Here is a 17,473-nt window from a genome sequence, read left to right on the forward strand (position 1 = left end):
TCCAGCGGCGGGCACGCCACGCGCGCGTAGTCCTCCAGGTCCGTCAGCCACACGGTGGCGCCCAGGCGGTGGCCGCCGCCCCGGGGCTCCAGCACGTGCAGCTCGGGCAGGGCCTCCAGCGACACCAACAGCGGCGGCTCCGCGTAGCGCTTCGTCACCTCCAGCGACAGGTCCGTCCCGCCCATGACGAAGCGCGCGTCGGGGTGCGTGTCCAGCACGTCCCAGAGGGCGTCCAGGGAGCCGGGAGTGAAGAAGCGCTGGGCCCCGGCCTCGTAGGCCAGCGCCATGGGCTCGGGCCGCGTCTCCGCGAGCGCCCGGGCGAAGCGGTCCTGGGGGCGCAGGCCGGCCACCTGGTTGGCCGCCTCGCGGATGGGCCGGTAGCCGGTGCAGCGGCAGAGGTTGCCGCACATCTGCGCGTCCAGCTTCCAGGGCTCGTCCATGTCCCGGCGGTGGCAGGCCTCCAGCATGGCCATGGCGATGCCCGGGGTGCAGTAGCCGCACTGGGAGCCCAGCTCGCGCGCCAGCGTCTCCTGCACCACGTGGTACTGGCCGCCCTCCTTGAGGGCCTCCACCGTGTACACCCGCTTGCCCTGCACCATGGGCAGCAGCACCAGGCACGCGTTCACCGCGCGCAGGGCGGGCGCGCCCTGGCTGTCGTGCTCCAGCACGGCGACGGTGCAGGCCCCGCAGTCGCCCTCGGCGCAACCTTCCTTGGTGCCGGTCAGGTGCACCCGGTCCCGCAGGTAGCGCAGCAGCGTGGTGGTGGGAGAGAGCCCCGTCTCCTCGACGGGCTTGTCATTCAGGAAGAAGCGCAGGCGTTCCATGGGCCTCCTCCGGTCCCCTCCAGTGAGGAAGGGCCGGGGGGCCAGACTACTACGGCTCGCGCCCGCGGGAACCCCGGCCTGCAAGTGGCCGGGAGTGCCACGGGGCGGACATTTCACCCGCGGAGCACCATCAGGGCCACCAGGGTGACGAGGAAGTACGGCACCAGGCCTCCGGCGCCCGCGTAGTCCTTGGCCATGCGCTGGCCGAAGAAGAGGGCCACGAAGGACAGCCCCGAGAGGGCCGCGCCCCACATGGCCACCCGGGTGCCCCCGGAGAGCACCAGCACCCCCAGCCCGGCGGCGCTCACGGCCCCCGCGGCGAGCTCCAGCAGGGTGAGGGTGGCCAGCATGGGCGGCACCACCCCGCGCAGGGGGCTCTTGGCGAAGTGTCCGGTGAGCCACCCCAGGTTGCCCTTCCAGTCGATGACCTTGTCCAGTCCGGACTGGAGGAAGGTGATGGCGAGGAAGAGGGCGCACAGCGCCTGGACGAGCCAGAGGGGGAAGAGGTTCGAGTCGAGAGCCGGCATGGGCGGGCACTCTACCCGGCCTGCCTGCTTCCCCAAGAGCCGAGCGGCCTCCACCCGCGGACAACCGGCCGTCCCCCACCCCTACCGCCCACCGGGGAGCACCCCCATCGTCCGGCCATGGCCACTGAACAAGGCGCCCGGAGGGTCCTCATCGGGCTCATCGCGCTGTCCATCGCCCTGGTGTTGTGGGTCTTCTCCCCCTTCTTCGAGGCCTTCTTCCTGGCCGCGGTGCTCGCGGGAGCCCTCTACGGCCTGCACCGGTGGCTGACGCGGCATGTGCGCGGCAAGAGCGGGCTGTCCGCCGGCCTCATCTGCGTGGGCGTCATCCTGGCGGTGCTCGCGCCCCTGGCCAGCCTCACGGCCTTCCTGGTCTCGGAAATCTCCAAGGGGGTGGCCTTCATCACCGACATCGTGGAGAAGCGGGGGCTGGAGGGACTGGTGGCCTACGTCCCCGGCCCCTTCAAGGACCACGCCTCGCGGCTGCTGGACACCTTCCAGTCGCGGAGCGCCGGGCTGTGGCAGACCCTGCAGGAGCAGCTCACCACCCGGGGCACCAGCGCGGCCCAGACGGTGGGCGGAGTGGTGGCGACCACCGGTACGGTGGTCTTCCAGACGGTGATGATGCTCATCGCCTTCTACTTCCTGCTGGTGCAGGGCAGGCAGCTCGTCGCGTGGCTGGAGAGCGTGTCGCCGCTCAAGCGCGGGCAGACGACGGAGCTGCTGATGGAGTTCCGCAACGTCACCAAGTCCGTGCTGGTGTCCACCCTCCTCACCGCGGGAGTGCAGGCGCTGGCGGCCCTGGTGGGCTACCTCATCACGGGCGTGCCGGTCCCCATCTTCTTCGCGGCGGTGACGTTCTTCTTCGCCCTCATCCCGGCCGTGGGCGCCGCCGTGGTGTGTGTGGCCGCCGCCCTGCTGCTGCTCGCCACCGGCCACCCCATCGCCGCCATCGTGCTGGCCGCCTGGGGCATCATCGTGGTGGGGCTCTCCGACAACGTCGTCAAGCCGCTGCTGGCCAGGCGCGGCATGCACATGCACGGCGCCATCGTCTTCTTCTCGCTGCTCGGCGGCCTGGCCGTCTTCGGCGCCATCGGCCTGCTGCTGGGGCCCGTCATCGTGGCCTTCTTCCTCGCCGTGCTGCGCATCTACGAGCGCGACTACGGCCGGCCCTCTCCCCGCCCCGGAGACCCGGCCACGCCCCCGCGCAACCAGCCCACCGTGGCCGAGGGCGAGGAGTTCGAGCCCGCCGGGCTCCACTCGGATGAGCACCTGCTGGACAGCCCCCACCACTGACGGGACTCCCGGGGGCCGCGGCGCACCCGGGAGCCCGCTGCGTACCGCGGAGGGCTACGGCTGGACGCCGGCCCCCGTCACCAGCAGCGAGTAGCTGCTCGTCGCGCCCGCGTACCCCACCACCTTCACGTAGTACGTGCCGGCGGCGAGCGCCTCGTAGGTGCCCACCTCCGGGTTGCTCGTGGTGTAGCCGCGCGCCTCGAAGAAGTTCAGGTCGGACGCGGTGTACAGGTACCAGTCCAGGTCCGCGCTGCCCGGCATGGTCAGCTTCACCGTGACGGTGCCCGGCGTGGTCACCGTGAACTTGAACCAGTCCACGTCCGTGCTGGTGGCGAGGCTCCCGCTCACGGCGGTGTTCGCGCCCACCCGGCCGCTGGCGGTCGCCGCGGTGTCGTTGGACTCGGTCTCCGCGGTGATGGCGGTCGTGGGCCCCGGGGTGGTCGAGACGGTGACGGTGAAGGCCGCGTCGCTGGTGTCGAGGACGGTGGCGTTGGCCGCGTCACTCACCCGCACCTTCGCCGCCGTGGCCGCCGTGTTCGGCACCACCCAGCTGTAGCTGCCCGCCGAGGCCGGCGTGCTCGCGGAGATGAGGTTCCACGTGCTCCCGTCCAGCGTGTACTCGAGCTTCACGTTGCTCACGCCGCTCGCCGTCCAGGTGATGCTCTGGCTGCTGCCCCCCACCCAGCTCTCCCCGCCGTTGGGCGCGCCCACCGTCACGCTCGACACGGGCGTCGTCCCATCATCCCCCGGCAGGAGGAAGTCCTTGATGATGGCCATGTGCTGCATGTTGGTGGAGCCGCTGTCCCCCGACAGCGCCGGAGAGATCTCCGAGAGGGGCGAGTACACGCGCGTGTCCACCACCAGGCCCGCGCTGAAGGTGCTGGAGCCGATGACGGTGGCCGTCTGGTAGGCGCGCAGATCCGAGTCCACCAGCACGTGGTCGTACGGCTTGGTGCGGCCCGCGTTGGTGTTGACGTTGCCGTTCTTGTCCGCCGGGTACGGGCCGCTGGTGGTCACCACCTGGCTGAAGGCGGTGAAGCAGGGCTCGGTGCGGGTGTCGGTATTGAGGTCACCGCCGATGGCCAGATAGTCCCCGGTGGGGATGTTGGCCTTGATGTAGTTGACCAGGTTGGTGGCCTCGGTGTTGCGCACGCCGCTGCCCGAGGTGAGCAGGTGCACGCTCACCACCCAGAGATCCTTGGGGCCGGGGATGTCGATGCGCGCCCACGCGAAGTCGCGGTTGGACACCTGCGTGTCCGTCCACTCGCCCGCGGCGAGGATGGGGTAGCGGCTGATGACGCCGTTGGGGATCTGCGCCCCCGTCTCCCGGTAGTAGTAGAAGTTCGTGCCGAACGCGGTGTCCACGAAGCTCCGGATGCTCCCGGAGGTGTAGTTGAACTCCTGGATCATCACCACGTCCGGCCTGGTGCCCTGGAAGATGCGGATGCCGTGGCCGGGGTCGTAGCTCTGGGCGTTGCCACTGGTGATGTTGGCGGCCATCAGGCGCAGGCGGAACTCCCCGAGCGGGGCCGCTCCGGTGGACATCTCCTCGTTCGCGGACTCCTCCCGCGGGTCCACGGCGGCGCCCTCACCGCACGCGGCGAGGACCAGGGTGAGCAGTGGAACCAGAAGCCAGGGGCCCAGGCCCGAGCGCTTCGAGGAGGGGGTCAGCTGTCGCATGGAAAACACTTCCTGCCCGCGAGACACGGGCGCTGGGGAAGACCGCGGCCCCATCATCGCAGTCTCACGGTGAAATTCCAGTGGTGGACGCTGCGAGGGCGGACAGCGCGACAAAGAGGTAGCGAAGCCCCTTGCCCACTGTGACGAAGCCGACGAAGGGCGCCCAGCGCACGCCCACGAGGCCGGCGGCGAGCACGAAGACGTCCCCCACCACGGGCACCCAGGCGAGGGCGAGCACCGGGGCGCCCCAGGTGGCCAGCCGCTCCTGGGCCCGGGCCAGACGGGGGCCCTCGCGCTCCCGGCGGCGCTGCACCCAGCGGCCCACCGGGCCCCCCCCTCCGCGCGCCACCCAGCGGCCCAGGACATAGAGGGTGAGGGCGCCGAGCACATTGCCCACGGTGGCCACGGCCACGGCGGGCACCGGGGGCACCCCGCCATAGACGAGCGCGGCCAGCACCGCCTCGGAGGGCGCGGGCAGCACCGAGCCGGCCACCATCGCCACGAGGAAGAGCCCCGGCAGTCCCCAATCGGCCAGCGTGGACGCATCCGGCATCGTGGCGCCTACTTTAGGACGTCGGACTCCCGGGAGGGATGGATGCCTGCCTGCCCGTTCCTACCTTCCGGCCCATCCCCCCAACTCCGGAGTCCCGATGAAGAACGTCCGACTGGCAGGTCTCGCCCTGGGCCTCGCGCTCGGCGCCACCGCATGGGCCGCGTCGCCCGGGAGCGGACCGGTGTGCGAGGCCTCCCCCGCGTCACAAGGCAGCCAGAAGGTGGGCGAGGAGGTGGTGCTCCGCCTCGAGTCGCCGCACCCGTACGCGGCGGTGGAGCGGCCCGCGGCCACCGGGGCCCTCCACACCGGCACGCTCACCCACCCCGGGGCTTCGTACATCGCCCCGCACTTCGCCACGCTCGAGCTCGCGGAGGGGGACTACGTCCTCGTCCGTGCACCGGATGGCTCGCGCTCCTGGCGCTACGACGCCACGCACCCGGGCGCACGCGATGGCTTCTGGGGCATCCCCATTCCCGGAGACACCGCCATCATCGAGCTGCACGGCGCCGGGGTGGAGCGCCGGGGCGTGCTCAACCCGTACGGCTACCGCATCGACAAGTACGCGCGCGGCTACACCGCACGGGAGCTGGGGACGAACGGCCTGCAGGCCGAGGCCCTGTGCGGCGCGGACGACTCCGGTTGGGCGCGGTGCTACGAGAGCAGCGAGCCGCAGCTCTACAACCACGGCCGGGCGGTGGCGCGCCTGCTCATCAACGGCTCCAGCGCCTGCACCGGGTGGCTCGTGGGCAACCAGGGCCACCTGCTGACGAACAACCACTGCATCGCCTCGGACACGGACGCGCGCAACACCACCTACGAGTTCATGGCCGAGGGGGCCACCTGCGCCACCAGCTGTAGCTCCTGGGGCGCGTGCCCGGGCACGGTGGTGGCCACCGGCGCCACGCTGGTGAAGACGGACGCCCCGCGCGACTACACGCTGGTGCAGCTGCCCACCAACCCCACCAGCACCTACGGCTTCCTCCAGCTGCGCGCCACCGGCGCGGTGGTGGACGAGCGCATCTACGTTCCCCAACACCCGGCGGCGTACGGCAAGAAGATCGCCGTCACCTCCAGCGCCACGGCCGACGCCTCCGGCTACGCCGAGGTGTACAGCCTCACCGAGCCGGCCTGCCAGAGCGGGGGCCCCAACGACGTGGGGTACTACGCGGACACGCAGGGAGGCTCCTCGGGCTCGCCGGTGATTGGCTACGCGGACCACCAGGTGGTGTCGCTGCACCACTGCGCCAACTGCCCCAACCGCGGCGTGCCCATCCAGGAGATCATCACCCACCTGGGCAGCAGCCTGCCGGCGTGCGCCCTCCGCGGCGCCACGTGCCCGGACCCGTGGGGCGCCAACAGCGAGCCCCCGCCGCCTCCGCCGCCCGTCCAGTCCTTCACCTACAGCGCCACCAACACCCACAGCGCCCAGCAGAACACGGTGAACAAGAGCCTCACCTTCAACGCGGGGGACGTGGTGGAGGTGGGCACCTGCAGCCTCACGGGCGCCACCGCCACGGGGGACACATACCTGCGCCTGTACGATGGCGCGGGCGCGCAGGCGGCTTCCAATGACGACGCCTGTGGCGGCCGCTCGTCGTACTTCAAGTACACCGTGCCCGCGGGCAAGGGCGGTACCTACGAGGTCCGCGCCGGCTGCTACTCCAGCGGCGGCTGCGGCGGCACCGTGGTGTGGAAGATCACCGCCGGCACCCCGCCGCCCGGCCCCCTCACCGGCTCGTTCACCTACACCGCCAGCAGCACCAACAACGCCACCCGCAACACCACCACCCGCGACGTGACGGCGGCCGCGGGACAGATCCTCACCTTCGGCACCTGCACCCTTGCGGGCGCATCCGGCAGCGGCGACACGTACCTGCGGCTCTACACCTCCACCGGCGCCCTGGTGGCCGCCAACGACAACGCGTGCGGCTCGCTCTCGCACCTGAGCTACACCGTCCCCGCGGACGGCACGTACCAGCTCCGCGCGGGCTGCGCCGGCAATCGCGGCTGCTCCGGCACGGTGGTCTACACCCTCCAGTAGACCCGGGTGCCTGCCTCCTCTCCTGTCAGGTACAGGAGAGTCGCGGCCGGTGGCCCATCACAACCGAGGCGCCATCCCTCATCCTCAAGGGGCGCCTTCACTTCATGGCGCGACAGCCACCCACCCGAGCGGGTGGGCACGGGGGGAGGTATGAGCGTGAGATCGACCCAGGGCCCCTGGAGCGGGCCACAAGGCCGCCCGGCCGGACTCCTGGTGAGCGTCCTGTTCGCGGTGCTGCTGGGCGGCTGCCCCAAGCCCCACATCCACCGGTTCACCACGTCGCCTCCGGTGGCCTGCCCCGGTGACGAGGTCACCCTGCGCTGGGAGACGAACGGGCCCGTCCGCCTCGAGTCCAACCCCGCGGTGGCGAAGCTCGGCAGCAAGGACGACTCGGGCCAGCAGACGGTCACCGTCAGCGGGCCCACCACCTTCCGCCTGCAGGTCTCCCGCGTCTTCGGGTTGAAGAAGGAGATGACGGAGAGCGAGGTGCTCTCCCCTCCGAAGGACCTCAAGTACGGCATCGTCGACGCCGAGGGCCAGGGCCGCTTCACCTGCTCGACGCAGACAGGAGCCCTGGAGTCCACATTCCAGCTGGACGGCAAGGACATCTCGCCCAACGTGCGCATCGGGCGGGTGACGAACATGAACGCGCGCACGCTGGTCATCCTCAAGGGCGAGGCGTCCGAGACGGTGGCCGAAGGCGCGAACGCGCCAGGCTTCGAAGGACAGCCGGCCCAGGGCCTCTGGCGGCTGCGCGTCCCGCTCGACGAGGGCGAGAGCTGCGAGGACGCGCTCGAGTCGGTGGATGGCCGGCTGCTCATCAAACTCCAGCTCTCCTGCCCGAGGTGACACCATGGCCGCGCTCCATCAAATCCAGACGATCGTCATCCTGATGCTGGAGAACAGGTCGTTCGATCACATGCTCGGGCACCTGTCGCTGGAGAACCCGCAGTCGGACGTGGACGGGCTGCGCAACCCCGACACCAACGCGCGCTACGCCAACGTCTTCCAGAACCGCGTCTACCGGCCCTTCCGCATCACCGACGAGGCCTCGGTCATCCGGGATCCACCGCACAGCCGGCACCTGGTGGACGTGCAGATGGCCCGGAGCCCCAGCGGCAAGAAGTTCCGCATGTCGGGCTTCGTGGATTCCTACTTCCAATACACCCAGCACCAGGCCGAGCACCCGCCCCCCATGGGGTACTTCGATTCGAACGGCGCCTGGATGACGTCCTTCCTGGCGCGGGAGTACTGCGTGTGCGATCGCTGGTTCACGCCCCTGCCCTCGGACACGCAGCCCAACCGCTGCATGGCCTTCACGGGCACCACGCTCATCGAGGACACGGGCTCCCGGCTGATTCCCCACCGCGAGCACGTCTTCGACTGGCTGAACCAGCACGGCGTCCGGTGGCGCGTCTACCATGACGGGCCGCCCTTCTTCCTGCTGTTCGGGCGCTTCCACGAGCTGGTGGGGATGAAGTACCGCCCCATGAGCGAGCTCGCGCACGACATCCAGCACGAGCCGCCGGACCAGGCGCCGCAGGTCATCTTCCTGGAGCCGCGCTACTTCGACTTCTTCTGGTCGGACGCGCCGCCCAACTGCAACCATCCGCTCGCCCGGGTGGACCATGGCGAGGCGCTGCTGCACCGGGTGTACACGACGCTCACGAGCAACCCGGCGAAGTGGGCCCGGACGCTGTTCATCCACACCTATGACGAGCACGGCGGCTTCTTCGACCACGTGCCGCCGCTGCCCATCGAGCAACCGCCCGCGCCGGGAGCGCTCTTCACGGAGCCCTTCAGGACGACCGGACCCCGGGTGCCCGGGCTGCTCGTGTCCCCCTGGGTGCAGCCGGGCAAGGCCTTCCACGGCAACCTCGACCACACGTCCATCCTGCAGCTGCTCGCCGAGAAGTTCGGCTCGGGCCCCGAGGACTACTCGGCCTCGGTCAGCCACCGCCGGGCCCAGGGCATCCGCAGCCTGTCCGAGGCGCTCGCGGATACACCGGCCCAGCGGCCCGTTCCCCACCGGGCGGCACGGCCCGTTCCGCCCATGCCCGCGATGAAGCGCAAGCCCCTGGCGCCCAACGAGCGCGCCTTCCAGGAGGCGGCCCGCGAGCTGCTCCAGCACGAGGGGCCCATCGCGACCTCGGCCAAATACCCGGACCTGGTCGGAGCACCCCTCGTGCCCTGAAGGGAGCCTCGGCGGCTACTCGAAGCGGAGCGTCGAGCCGCCGCTGAGGTCCTCCTGGAGCACCGTGGGCCGGCCAATGATGCGCACCGCGCCTCCACCGGAGGCCTCCACGCGCAGCGCATTGGAGACCCGGATCTCCGTGGAGCCACCACCGCTGGAGATGAGCGCCGCCTCTTCCACGGAAAAATCGCGCGCCCGAAGCACGCTCCCCCCGGACATCGTGCTCTCCACCCGGGTGGCGCGCCCCTCCACCGTCACGTCCGCCCCACCGCTCACGTCCTGCGAGAACAACCCGGTGTCGAGGCCTCGCACCTTCACAGAACCCCCTCCGCTCGCCTCCAGGGTGAAGGGAGCGCCGATGCTGCCGCTCACGTCCACCCGCAGGGGATTGGAGGAGCGCCAGCTCCCCACGTCCTCCATGCGGAAGTGGACGGAGAGAGTCCCCGTCCCCACCACGTCCGTCCGCATCAGCCGCACCAGGTTGTCGTCCCCCACCACGCGCACCTTCCGGGGCTGGCTGGGGTCCACCACCACCACGGACTCGATGCCGTCCTCCACGTCGAGCGACACGAACTCGGGCACCTGCCGCTCCTCCTGCACCAGAGTGCCGCTGCCCTGCACCTGCGGCCCGAGGCCACAGCCCATCACCGCCACCAGCAACGACATCCCCACCCACAACCCACGAGACACGCTCTTCATCGTCTGACCCCCAGGAGTTCTGACCGGTGACGCCGGCCTCCGCACGCTGAAACACCGTGGCGGTCAGGAGTTGTCACCGGGCCCGGCGAAAAATTCCGCCTTGGCGTGGAACCCGGCGCGCCCCGCGTTGTCCGATGCGCGGTCATTTCCACGGAATGGGCATGAAACGAACGGTACTCGTCCTGATGGGTGTAGCCACGCTCCTGCTCGCGCTCGGCCTCGTCTGGCGCGGCGCGTCGGCGCCGGATGCGGCGTCCGCCCGGGAAGGACACGCCACCACCGGGCGGGACTCGATACAGGGCAAGAGCCTCACGGGACAGAGGGCCGGCCCCCCGGATGGCACCGGACAGCGTGGGCCGGACACGAGCGCCACGATGGACGGCACGACGCCCCCCGTCGCCGAGCCCATGCGAGAGGAGGAAGGCACCCTGCGTGTCGAGGTCCTCTCGCCCACGGGCCCGCGTCAGGGCGCTCGCGTGACGCTGTACCTGCGCGGAGCGCACGAGCCCACCACGGGCCAGCCCGCCTGGCGTCTGGCGGGCACCGGGCTCACGAATGAGGCGGGAGTGGCCGTGCTCCCCGCCCGCGCGGGCAACTACCTCGTCTCGGCCCGCACCGAGGGCCTCGCGCCAGCGAGAGCCGAGGTCACCCGCCCCCGGGGAGAGGCGAGCACGACGGTCCGGCTGACGCTCGACGCGGGCCAGGGCCTCGAGGGCTCCACCGTGGAGCGGACCTCGCGCGACCCGGTGCCGCTCGTGGAGCTCACCCTCACCCCGAGACTCTCCGGAGGCTTCTACTCCCGAGCCTCGGCGCCCGAGGAGGAGCGTCTCTCGGCGGTGAGCGATGCACGCGGGAACTTCCGCTTCGAGGGCCTGACGCGGGGGGACTACCAGCTCGATGCCCGGGCCCCGGGCCACGCTCCCAAGCGGCTGGCGCGCGTGCACGTGCCGTCCTCGGGTGTCTCGGTCGAGCTGGAGGGCTCGGCATTCCTCGAGGGCTTCGTCGAGCGTGCAGATGGCACGCCGGCCATTGGCGCCAGCGTGAGTGCCTTCGGCGCCGACGAGGCCGTGGCGGGCGTGACGGGAGCCGGAGGCGGCTTCTCGCTCGACGTTCCCCCGGGCACCTACCAGCTCTCGGCGCGCCAGGGAGACAAGACGGGCGCGGCCGCTGGCCGGCTCGTGGTGGCGGCGGGAATGACGCTCAGGGACCTGCGCATCCGGCTGGGGTCTCCCACCGCCATCGTGGGCGTGGTGCGGCGCAAGGACTCGGGCCAGCCCGTCGCCGATGCGGCCATCGTCCTCGGCCCACACGGGGACCGCGGCGACATCGCCCAGGCCAGCTCCGGGGCGGATGGGCACTTCGAGGTGAACGGACTCGCTCCGGGTGCGTATGACGTGACGGTGCGGGCCCGGGGATTCAAGACGCTCTCCCGCAGGGGCCTCACCGCGCTGGAGGGACAGCGCTTCGAGCTGCTCGCCGAGCTGGAGGCCAACGGCCGCATCGAGGGCACCGTGGTGGATGGGGAGAAGAAGCCCGTCGCGGGCGTGCAGGTGACTCCCCAGCGCAGGTGGGGCGCGCTGGAGGGAGCCGTCGCGACGGTGACCGATGCCACGGGGGCGTTCGTCCTCGAGGACATGCCACCAGGAGACGTGTACGTGGCCGCGGTACGCGCGGGCAGCGCGGTGAATACCCGCGAGCCCGTCAAGGTCGAGCCCGGCAAGACGGCACGGGTGCGGCTCCAGCTTTCCGATGAGGGCGTGCTCGAGGGGACCGTGCGCATGGCCGGTGGCGGATTGCCGGCGAAGCCGGTCACGGTCTTCGCCCAGCGGGTCGGTGCGCCCCGCTTCGAGGGACTCGAAGCTCCGGCCTCCGCCGATGGCACGTGGTCGATGAAGGTGGGAGCGGGCCGCTACCAGCTCAGCGCGTGGATGACGGACGCCAGCGCCCAGAGCGAGAGCCAGGAGCGGGTCGTCGAGCTGAAGGCGGGCCAGTCACAGCACGTCGAGTTGGAGCTGCACGCGGCGAAGAAGCCCATCGTGGTCACGGTGCTCGAGCCCAACGGAGCGCCCAGCGTGCGCGCCACCGTCATGGGCAGCGAGGCGGGAAGGTCGAACATCCTGGCCGAGCAGCTGAGCGACGAGTCCGGAAGGGCGACGCTGGTGGTGGATGGAGTGGGGAGCGACGCGCTGCACCTGTGGGCGACGAATGGCGGACGGCGGGGGGATCTGCTCTCGGTGCCCTCGACGCGGACGGCGGTCACCCTCCAGTTGGAGCCGGGTGCGCGGCTGACCGGCTCGGTGCGCTCGGCGGGAGGCCGCGCCGTCAACGGCTTCAAGCTGCTGGTGACGGCGCTGAGGACCGAGGATGAGGACTACCTCACGCAGCAACAGCTCGAGTTCACCGGGGACCAGTTCGTCGTGGAGGATGTCTTCGCGTCCCGGCTGGCCATCACCGCCACGCTGCCGGACGGCCGCGCCGGCAAGGCCGAGACGACGGCCACCCCGGGAGGCACGGCCCGGGTCGAGGTGGTCGTGGATGCCGGAGGCAGCCTCACGGGGCGGTTGCTGGACGCGAAGACGGGCATGCCCATCGGCCAGGCCTATGTGGATGTGGACGGGCTCCGCTCACCGACGACGGGCGAGGACGGGCGCTTCCAGGTCGACGACCTCGCCCCCGGGGCGCACCGCGTCACCGCCTGGAGCCGGGGCCACGCGCTCGTGGAGAGAGAGGTGACGATCACCGCCGGGAAGACGAAGGAGTTGGGTGACTGGCGCCTGGGCCCGACGCGGGTGGAGCCCGGGCGGCTGGGGCTCACCTTCGGCATGAGCGGCAACGACGTCACCATCAGCTGGATCGCCGAGGGCGCGGAGACGGGGGAGCTGCGGGTGGGAGACGTGGTGAAGGCGATTGACGGCGCCACGGTGCTCGACCCCGGCGAGGCCCGCCAGCGCGAGCTGGGAGCCCCTGGGAGCCCGTGCACACTCACGCTCCGCCGGGACGGCCGGACGCAGACCCTCACGCTCACCCGGGCGAAGTGAACGGGTACGCGGGAGAGCGAATAAGGCACCGTCTGCACTTACGGCGACTCGGACCTGGGAGGGCCCAGTTCCTCCGGTAGAGGATTGCGGAGGAACTTCAATCCCTTCGGCAACTGAACGACCAGGAAACCCTGTCCAGCGATTCTGACACGTTCACCGTCGATTGCCTTTCCACTGGCAAGCCATGCATCCGCTTCGTCCCTCGTCGCGAACGTATGGGCGACCTTGACCTGAAACGAGGGGTCGAAGAACTCCGCATAGTACCGTCGGAAATCATCGACCTTCTTGAGGTGGCGGACGTACAGCAACGAGATGGCCGCGATCCGCAGCGCCTCTTCCTCCGTTGAGCCCGCCGGACAGGCCTTGCCCGCTGAGTCCACGGCCTGAATGACCGCATCCAGATTGAAATCCGTAACGTTTGCCATTGATGTTCCAACCTTTCGCGAACTCAGAGGGCAAGAGGAACCAGAAGAAGCATGCCGGGTCCACCCATGGCGATGACAAAAGAAACGCCGCCAGCGACAACGACGGTTCCAATCACGAGTTCCGTCTTGTGGCTTCGAAGCCAGGAGAGCGCGGTAGCCACATCCAGGAAGTGGAGTTCCTTCTTCTTTCTCTCCTCCTCCCACTGCTCCTGCTCCTTGACGCACTCCATGTACTCCTCGAGGCACTTCTCCGAACAAGCCTCGTTGTGTTTTCCAGAGCCCCTCTTGATGCTCGTCTGAGGCGGTGGTGAGTTCCAGCACCTATCGAAGCACTCGATTTGCTCCGCATCACAATCATGCCCACCAGAGCCGCCAGTTCCGCTCATCTCCTCGGAGATGACGTAGGTTTCAGTCTCTCGAGGATGTAGCTGTGTATGGGCACACCCGGTGCTGACCACCCCCATGACCATCGTCAGGGCAATCCAGTGCATCGTGTGACCAGAACTGCGGATTCTCATGGAGTCGAGCGTCGTCGGTTCGCCGGTGAGCATGAAGTAGCCACGCTCTCTGCCATGGCTCCTCCTCGGAGCCAAGCATCAAAGGCCGGTGAAGAACGTCCACCACGCGGACGGCATCACGCCGCGGCGGCGTGGTCCAGCGAGCGCCAGGTGCCCAGCGCCCAGTCCTGCTCCTCCGGGTCGTCGAAGCTGACGACACACAATGCACGGTGCGCCCCCGCCTCGCACAGCGCGGTGAGCCGGCACTCCCCCGGCTCCATGTGCAGCGTGGCCCGTCCACTCACCCGCTCGCCCTGGTGCTGGAACTCGTAGGGCAGTGACTCTCCGGGGCCTGGCGCAATCCCTTGCACATCATCCTGCAATGGCACGAAGCGCACGCTGCGTCTGTGATCTCGCGCCACCCAGCTCCCATCCGCCAGGCGCTGCTCGGCGAGCGAACCGGGAATGCGAATCTCCCAGCCCTCCGGCAACGTCACCTGCACCGCGCCTCTCCGGTAGCCGATGAGCGGACCCACGGGCGCCTCGACCGCGCGGCGGGAGACCTCCTCCGCCAGCGTGCCGCCCACGCCGAGATACCCCAGCACCTGCTGCCACTCGCGCCAGGGATAGGACAGCTCCGGCGCCTCCCGCCACGCGGACTCCAACAACCGGGCCACCTCGCGGAAACGGTGGCGCTCCTCCTCGAGCAACGGCGGCCGCCACACCATCTCCGTCCAGATGAGGCTCAACGCGCGGCCCAGCTTCGCCGCGGCGCCCTGGCCGGGCTCCCACCACGGGAAGATGTCCCGGCCGCGCAGCGGATCCTCGTGCACGGCGCGCAGCCACGCCTCGTCGCGCGGGCCCATGGGCGTCAGCAGCGCCCCGGGGTGCTCGAAACCGTGCCCGGGACGCAGCGACAGCGTGGCCCCCGAATGGCCATGTCTCCGGAAGTCCAGCACCCGGCCCGCCATGCTCCCCAGCCATGCGAGCATGCGAGGCGCGATGTCACTCGGGTCCCCGGTGTGGAAATACCCCGTGGGATCTCCCACTCCCGCCACCGTGAGCGCCGGGTCCGCCCAGTCGATGCGGAGCGCATCCCCCAGGGCATGGAGCAGATCGCACAGGTAGCGGTGGTAGCCCGGCCCCACCATGGAGGTATTGGCCAGGACCACCACCCGCCCCTGCCCGGCGGCGACGAGCGCCACCTCCTCGGCGGCCGGGTGCAGGCTCAGGAACAGGATGGGTCCCTTGGGGCCCTCCACCGTGCGCGAGCTCTCCAGCTGCTCCTCCGCCGCTTCGCGCACCCACCGCTCCACCCGCCGCAGCCAGGGCCGGGGCGCTTCGGGTGCCGAGAAGAGATCCTCACCTCCGTACCAGCCTGCCAGCAGCAGCTTCACACCCATGTCGTCCTCTCGTCTCCCGCGGGCCCGGACCCCCCTCTCCACGCAACGGGTGGGGGGGTGGGATTATGTCGCGCGGCGCGGGTGTATCAGGGCGGGGAGCCGGACGGGCGCTCCTTCTCTTCTCAGGCGCTCCGGGCCCGGGCGGCGCGCTCCAGCATGGCGTCGTGGATCTCCCGCAGTGTGCGCTCCAGGCCGTACTCGTACTTCCACTCCGGGTAGTGGCTCTGGAAGCGGCGCACGTCGCTGATCCACCAGATGTGATCCCCAGCGCGGTTCTCGTCCACGTACGTCCAGTTCATCTTCCGGCCGGAGATCTTCTCGGTGAGCGCGATGGCCTCCAGCATGGAGCAGTTGGAGAAACGGCTGCCGCCCATGTTGTAGACCTCGGCCACGCGCGGCTTCTGGAAGAAGTGCCACAGGGCGCTGACCAGGTCGTGGGAGTGGATGTTGTCGCGCACCTGCCTGGCCTTGTAGCCGAACACCGTGTAGGGCGAGCCCGTCACCCCGCAGCGGACCAGGTAGGACAGGAAGCCGTGGAGCTGCGCGCCCGAGTGGCCAGGGCCCGTGAGGCACCCGCCGCGGAAGCACGCCGTCCGCATGCCGAAATAGCGGCCGTACTCCTGCACCATCAGGTCCGCCGACACCTTCGACACGCCGAACAACGAGTGCATGCTGCCGTCGATGCTCATGCTCTCGTCGATGCCGTGCTCGGCGTAGGGGTGGCTCGTGTCCAGCTCCCAGCGCGTCTCCGTCTCCCGCAGCGGCAGGCGGTTGGGCGTGTCGCCGTACACCTTGTTGGTGGAGAGGTAGATGAACACCGCGTCGGGGCAGTGCCGCCGCGTCTTCTCCAGCAGCACCAGCGTGCCGTTGGCGTTGACCGTGAAGTCCACCAGCGGAGCCTTGGCCGCCCAGTCGTGACTGGGCTGCGCGGCGCAGTGGATGATCAGCGCGATGTCCCGGCCATGCTTCGCGAACAGGGCCTCCATGGCCGCCTCGTCGCGGATGTCCGCGGAGAGGTGGGTGTAGCCGCGCACCTCCTTCTCCAACCGGCGGCGGTTCCAGTCCGTGCTGGCCTCCTCCCCGAAGAAGCTCTTGCGCAGATCGTTGTCTACCCCGACGACGGTGAGTCCCTTCTCCGCCAGGAAGCGGACGGACTCGGACCCGATGAGCCCCGCGGAGCCGGTGACGATGGCGATGGACATGCCTGTGATTCCTCTTCCCTGCTCACGCGCCGAGGATGGGTTCCAGGGCGGCTCGGTGTTCGATCAACCAGCGGTGGATGTCCTCGACGATGCGGCCGGCCGGACGGGTGGGCTTCCAGCCCGTGGCCTCCCGCACCCGGGAGCAGTCACTCACATAATAGGGAATGTCCGCCGGGCGCGTCTCCGGACGGCGAGTGAGGGGCACGCTCCTGCCGCTCACCTGCTCGCACCACCGGGTCAGCTCCCGCAGGGACACGCTGACCTCGGGGCCTCCGCCCACGTTGTAGACGGCGCCATTGTGCCGCCCCAGGTCGGCCGCCTGGAGCCGCACCAGGTCATAGAGGTCATCCACGTGCAGGATGTCCCGCACCTGCCGCCCCTCGCCGCCGAAGCCCATGTAGGCCAGCTCCCCGCCATAGACGTGCCGGGCCACCCACAACACGGTGAAGCCCTGGTCCACCTTCCCCATCTGCCACGGGCCCGCCAGCACGCCGCACCGGTTGATGACGGCCTTCATGCCGTACATCTCCACGTACTCGCGGATCATCAGCTCACCGCTCAGCTTGGTGGCCCCGTAGAGCGAGCGCCCGCCCTCCAGCGGGAAGTGCTCGTCGATGCCGGCGCGCGACCAGCCCGGACCCGAGGCGCCCTCGGGAATCACCAGCCGCTCGCCCTCGGGCACCAGCGGCAGGGCCCGCAGCCCGGCGATGGGGTAGACGCGGCTGGTGGACAGGAACACCAGGTCGCCCCCGGTGCGGCGCAGGTGCTCCAGGCAGTGGATGAGGCCCAGCAGGTTGGTGTGGACGAGGTAGTCCGGGCTGCCGTCATACCCGGCGTGCACGCTGGGCTCGGCCGAGCACTCCACCAACAGGTCCACCGCGCCCACCGCCTCCAGGTCCTCGCGGTTGCGCACGTCCCCGTGCACGAAGGACACGCCGCCCGCGCGCAGACGCGAGAGCGTCACCTCGCTGCCGCGCCGGCGCAGGTTGTCGAAGGCGATGACCTCGGCCCCGGGCTCGTCGCGCTTGAAGGACAGGGCGAGCGTCGAGCCGACGAAGCCCGCTCCACCGGTCACCAGGATTCGCCGTGTGCTCACG

The 17,473-nt window shown here is 70.2% G+C and carries 15 protein-coding genes; 5 read left to right on the plus strand and 10 right to left on the minus strand.

What is annotated here, in order from left to right; genetic code table 11:
- On the minus strand, nt 1-824 hold an 824-nt coding region (locus AC16DP_RS31670; protein ID WP_483956910.1), incomplete at its 3' end, for a 2Fe-2S iron-sulfur cluster-binding protein.
- A 113-nt stretch (nt 825-937) separates the two neighbouring features.
- Nucleotides 938-1,351 (minus strand): DoxX family protein, encoded by a 414-nt coding sequence (locus tag AC16DP_RS31675; protein WP_329725383.1) that lies wholly within the window; start codon nt 1,349-1,351, stop codon nt 938-940.
- A gap of 117 nt (nt 1,352-1,468) precedes the next feature.
- Here AC16DP_RS31675 and AC16DP_RS31680 point away from each other — a divergent pair, with 117 nt between their 5' ends.
- Entirely contained in the window at nt 1,469-2,644 is a 1,176-nt protein-coding gene (locus tag AC16DP_RS31680) for an AI-2E family transporter (RefSeq protein ID WP_329725384.1), read from the plus strand.
- A gap of 54 nt (nt 2,645-2,698) precedes the next feature.
- Here AC16DP_RS31680 and AC16DP_RS31685 read toward each other — a convergent pair whose 3' ends face one another.
- Entirely contained in the window at nt 2,699-4,324 is a 1,626-nt protein-coding gene (locus AC16DP_RS31685; RefSeq protein WP_329725385.1) for a pre-peptidase C-terminal domain-containing protein, read from the minus strand.
- Nucleotides 4,325-4,388: 64 nt separating this feature from the next.
- Nucleotides 4,389-4,877 (minus strand): YqaA family protein, encoded by a 489-nt coding sequence (locus tag AC16DP_RS31690; protein WP_329725386.1) that lies wholly within the window; start codon nt 4,875-4,877, stop codon nt 4,389-4,391.
- Between the two features lie 97 nt (nt 4,878-4,974).
- Between AC16DP_RS31690 and AC16DP_RS31695 the strand changes: the two genes are divergently transcribed.
- The 3 genes from AC16DP_RS31695 to AC16DP_RS31705 all read left to right on the plus strand — a co-directional run bounded on the left by AC16DP_RS31695 (nt 4,975) and on the right by AC16DP_RS31705 (nt 9,112).
- Nucleotides 4,975-6,918: a serine protease gene (locus tag AC16DP_RS31695; protein ID WP_329725387.1), complete on the plus strand. Its 1,944-nt coding sequence runs from the start codon at nt 4,975-4,977 to the stop codon at nt 6,916-6,918.
- A gap of 156 nt (nt 6,919-7,074) precedes the next feature.
- Nucleotides 7,075-7,767: a hypothetical protein gene (locus tag AC16DP_RS31700; protein ID WP_329725388.1), complete on the plus strand. Its 693-nt coding sequence runs from the start codon at nt 7,075-7,077 to the stop codon at nt 7,765-7,767.
- A 4-nt stretch (nt 7,768-7,771) separates the two neighbouring features.
- Nucleotides 7,772-9,112 carry an alkaline phosphatase family protein gene (locus AC16DP_RS31705; protein ID WP_329725389.1) on the plus strand — a complete coding sequence of 447 codons (1,341 nt, stop codon included), beginning with the start codon at nt 7,772-7,774 and terminating at the stop codon, nt 9,110-9,112.
- A gap of 15 nt (nt 9,113-9,127) precedes the next feature.
- Here AC16DP_RS31705 and AC16DP_RS31710 read toward each other — a convergent pair whose 3' ends face one another.
- On the minus strand, nt 9,128-9,811 hold the full coding sequence (locus tag AC16DP_RS31710) for a GIN domain-containing protein (RefSeq protein WP_329725390.1): 684 nt from the start codon (nt 9,809-9,811) through the stop codon (nt 9,128-9,130).
- A gap of 161 nt (nt 9,812-9,972) precedes the next feature.
- On the opposite strand from AC16DP_RS31710, the gene AC16DP_RS31715 reads away from it, so the two are divergent.
- Nucleotides 9,973-12,849, plus strand: coding sequence for a carboxypeptidase regulatory-like domain-containing protein (locus AC16DP_RS31715; RefSeq protein WP_329725391.1), 2,877 nt, complete (start codon nt 9,973-9,975; stop codon nt 12,847-12,849).
- Nucleotides 12,850-12,887: 38 nt separating this feature from the next.
- Here the strand turns inward: AC16DP_RS31715 and AC16DP_RS31720 are convergent, their stop codons facing one another.
- The 5 genes from AC16DP_RS31720 to AC16DP_RS31740 form a co-directional block, all read right to left on the minus strand.
- Nucleotides 12,888-13,274: a hypothetical protein gene (locus AC16DP_RS31720; RefSeq protein WP_329725392.1), complete on the minus strand. Its 387-nt coding sequence runs from the start codon at nt 13,272-13,274 to the stop codon at nt 12,888-12,890.
- A 23-nt stretch (nt 13,275-13,297) separates the two neighbouring features.
- Entirely contained in the window at nt 13,298-13,825 is a 528-nt protein-coding gene (locus tag AC16DP_RS31725; RefSeq protein WP_329725393.1) for a hypothetical protein, read from the minus strand.
- Between the two features lie 83 nt (nt 13,826-13,908).
- On the minus strand, nt 13,909-15,174 hold the full coding sequence (locus tag AC16DP_RS31730; protein ID WP_329725394.1) for a hypothetical protein: 1,266 nt from the start codon (nt 15,172-15,174) through the stop codon (nt 13,909-13,911).
- Nucleotides 15,175-15,296: 122 nt separating this feature from the next.
- Nucleotides 15,297-16,376 carry an NAD-dependent epimerase/dehydratase family protein gene (locus AC16DP_RS31735; RefSeq protein ID WP_329725395.1) on the minus strand — a complete coding sequence of 360 codons (1,080 nt, stop codon included), beginning with the start codon at nt 16,374-16,376 and terminating at the stop codon, nt 15,297-15,299.
- A gap of 22 nt (nt 16,377-16,398) precedes the next feature.
- Nucleotides 16,399-17,472: an NAD-dependent epimerase/dehydratase family protein gene (locus AC16DP_RS31740; RefSeq protein WP_329725396.1), complete on the minus strand. Its 1,074-nt coding sequence runs from the start codon at nt 17,470-17,472 to the stop codon at nt 16,399-16,401.
- Between the last annotated feature and the right edge of the window lies 1 nt (nt 17,473).

Source organism: Archangium sp. (assembly GCF_057119385.1).

Bases quoted from the DNA above. Each gene is read 5' to 3' on its own strand.
- AC16DP_RS31675 (WP_329725383.1), bottom strand. From the start codon at position 1,351: ATGCCGGCTCTCGACTCGAACCTCTTCCCCCTCTGGCTCGTCCAGGCG.
- AC16DP_RS31680 (WP_329725384.1), top strand. From the start codon at position 1,469: ATGGCCACTGAACAAGGCGCCCGGAGGGTCCTCATCGGGCTCATCGCG.
- AC16DP_RS31685 (WP_329725385.1), bottom strand. From the start codon at position 4,324: ATGCGACAGCTGACCCCCTCCTCGAAGCGCTCGGGCCTGGGCCCCTGG.
- AC16DP_RS31690 (WP_329725386.1), bottom strand. From the start codon at position 4,877: ATGCCGGATGCGTCCACGCTGGCCGATTGGGGACTGCCGGGGCTCTTC.
- AC16DP_RS31695 (WP_329725387.1), top strand. From the start codon at position 4,975: ATGAAGAACGTCCGACTGGCAGGTCTCGCCCTGGGCCTCGCGCTCGGC.
- AC16DP_RS31705 (WP_329725389.1), top strand. From the start codon at position 7,772: ATGGCCGCGCTCCATCAAATCCAGACGATCGTCATCCTGATGCTGGAG.
- AC16DP_RS31710 (WP_329725390.1), bottom strand. From the start codon at position 9,811: ATGAAGAGCGTGTCTCGTGGGTTGTGGGTGGGGATGTCGTTGCTGGTG.
- AC16DP_RS31715 (WP_329725391.1), top strand. From the start codon at position 9,973: ATGAAACGAACGGTACTCGTCCTGATGGGTGTAGCCACGCTCCTGCTC.
- AC16DP_RS31720 (WP_329725392.1), bottom strand. From the start codon at position 13,274: ATGGCAAACGTTACGGATTTCAATCTGGATGCGGTCATTCAGGCCGTG.
- AC16DP_RS31725 (WP_329725393.1), bottom strand. From the start codon at position 13,825: ATGCTCACCGGCGAACCGACGACGCTCGACTCCATGAGAATCCGCAGT.
- AC16DP_RS31730 (WP_329725394.1), bottom strand. From the start codon at position 15,174: ATGGGTGTGAAGCTGCTGCTGGCAGGCTGGTACGGAGGTGAGGATCTC.
- AC16DP_RS31735 (WP_329725395.1), bottom strand. From the start codon at position 16,376: ATGTCCATCGCCATCGTCACCGGCTCCGCGGGGCTCATCGGGTCCGAG.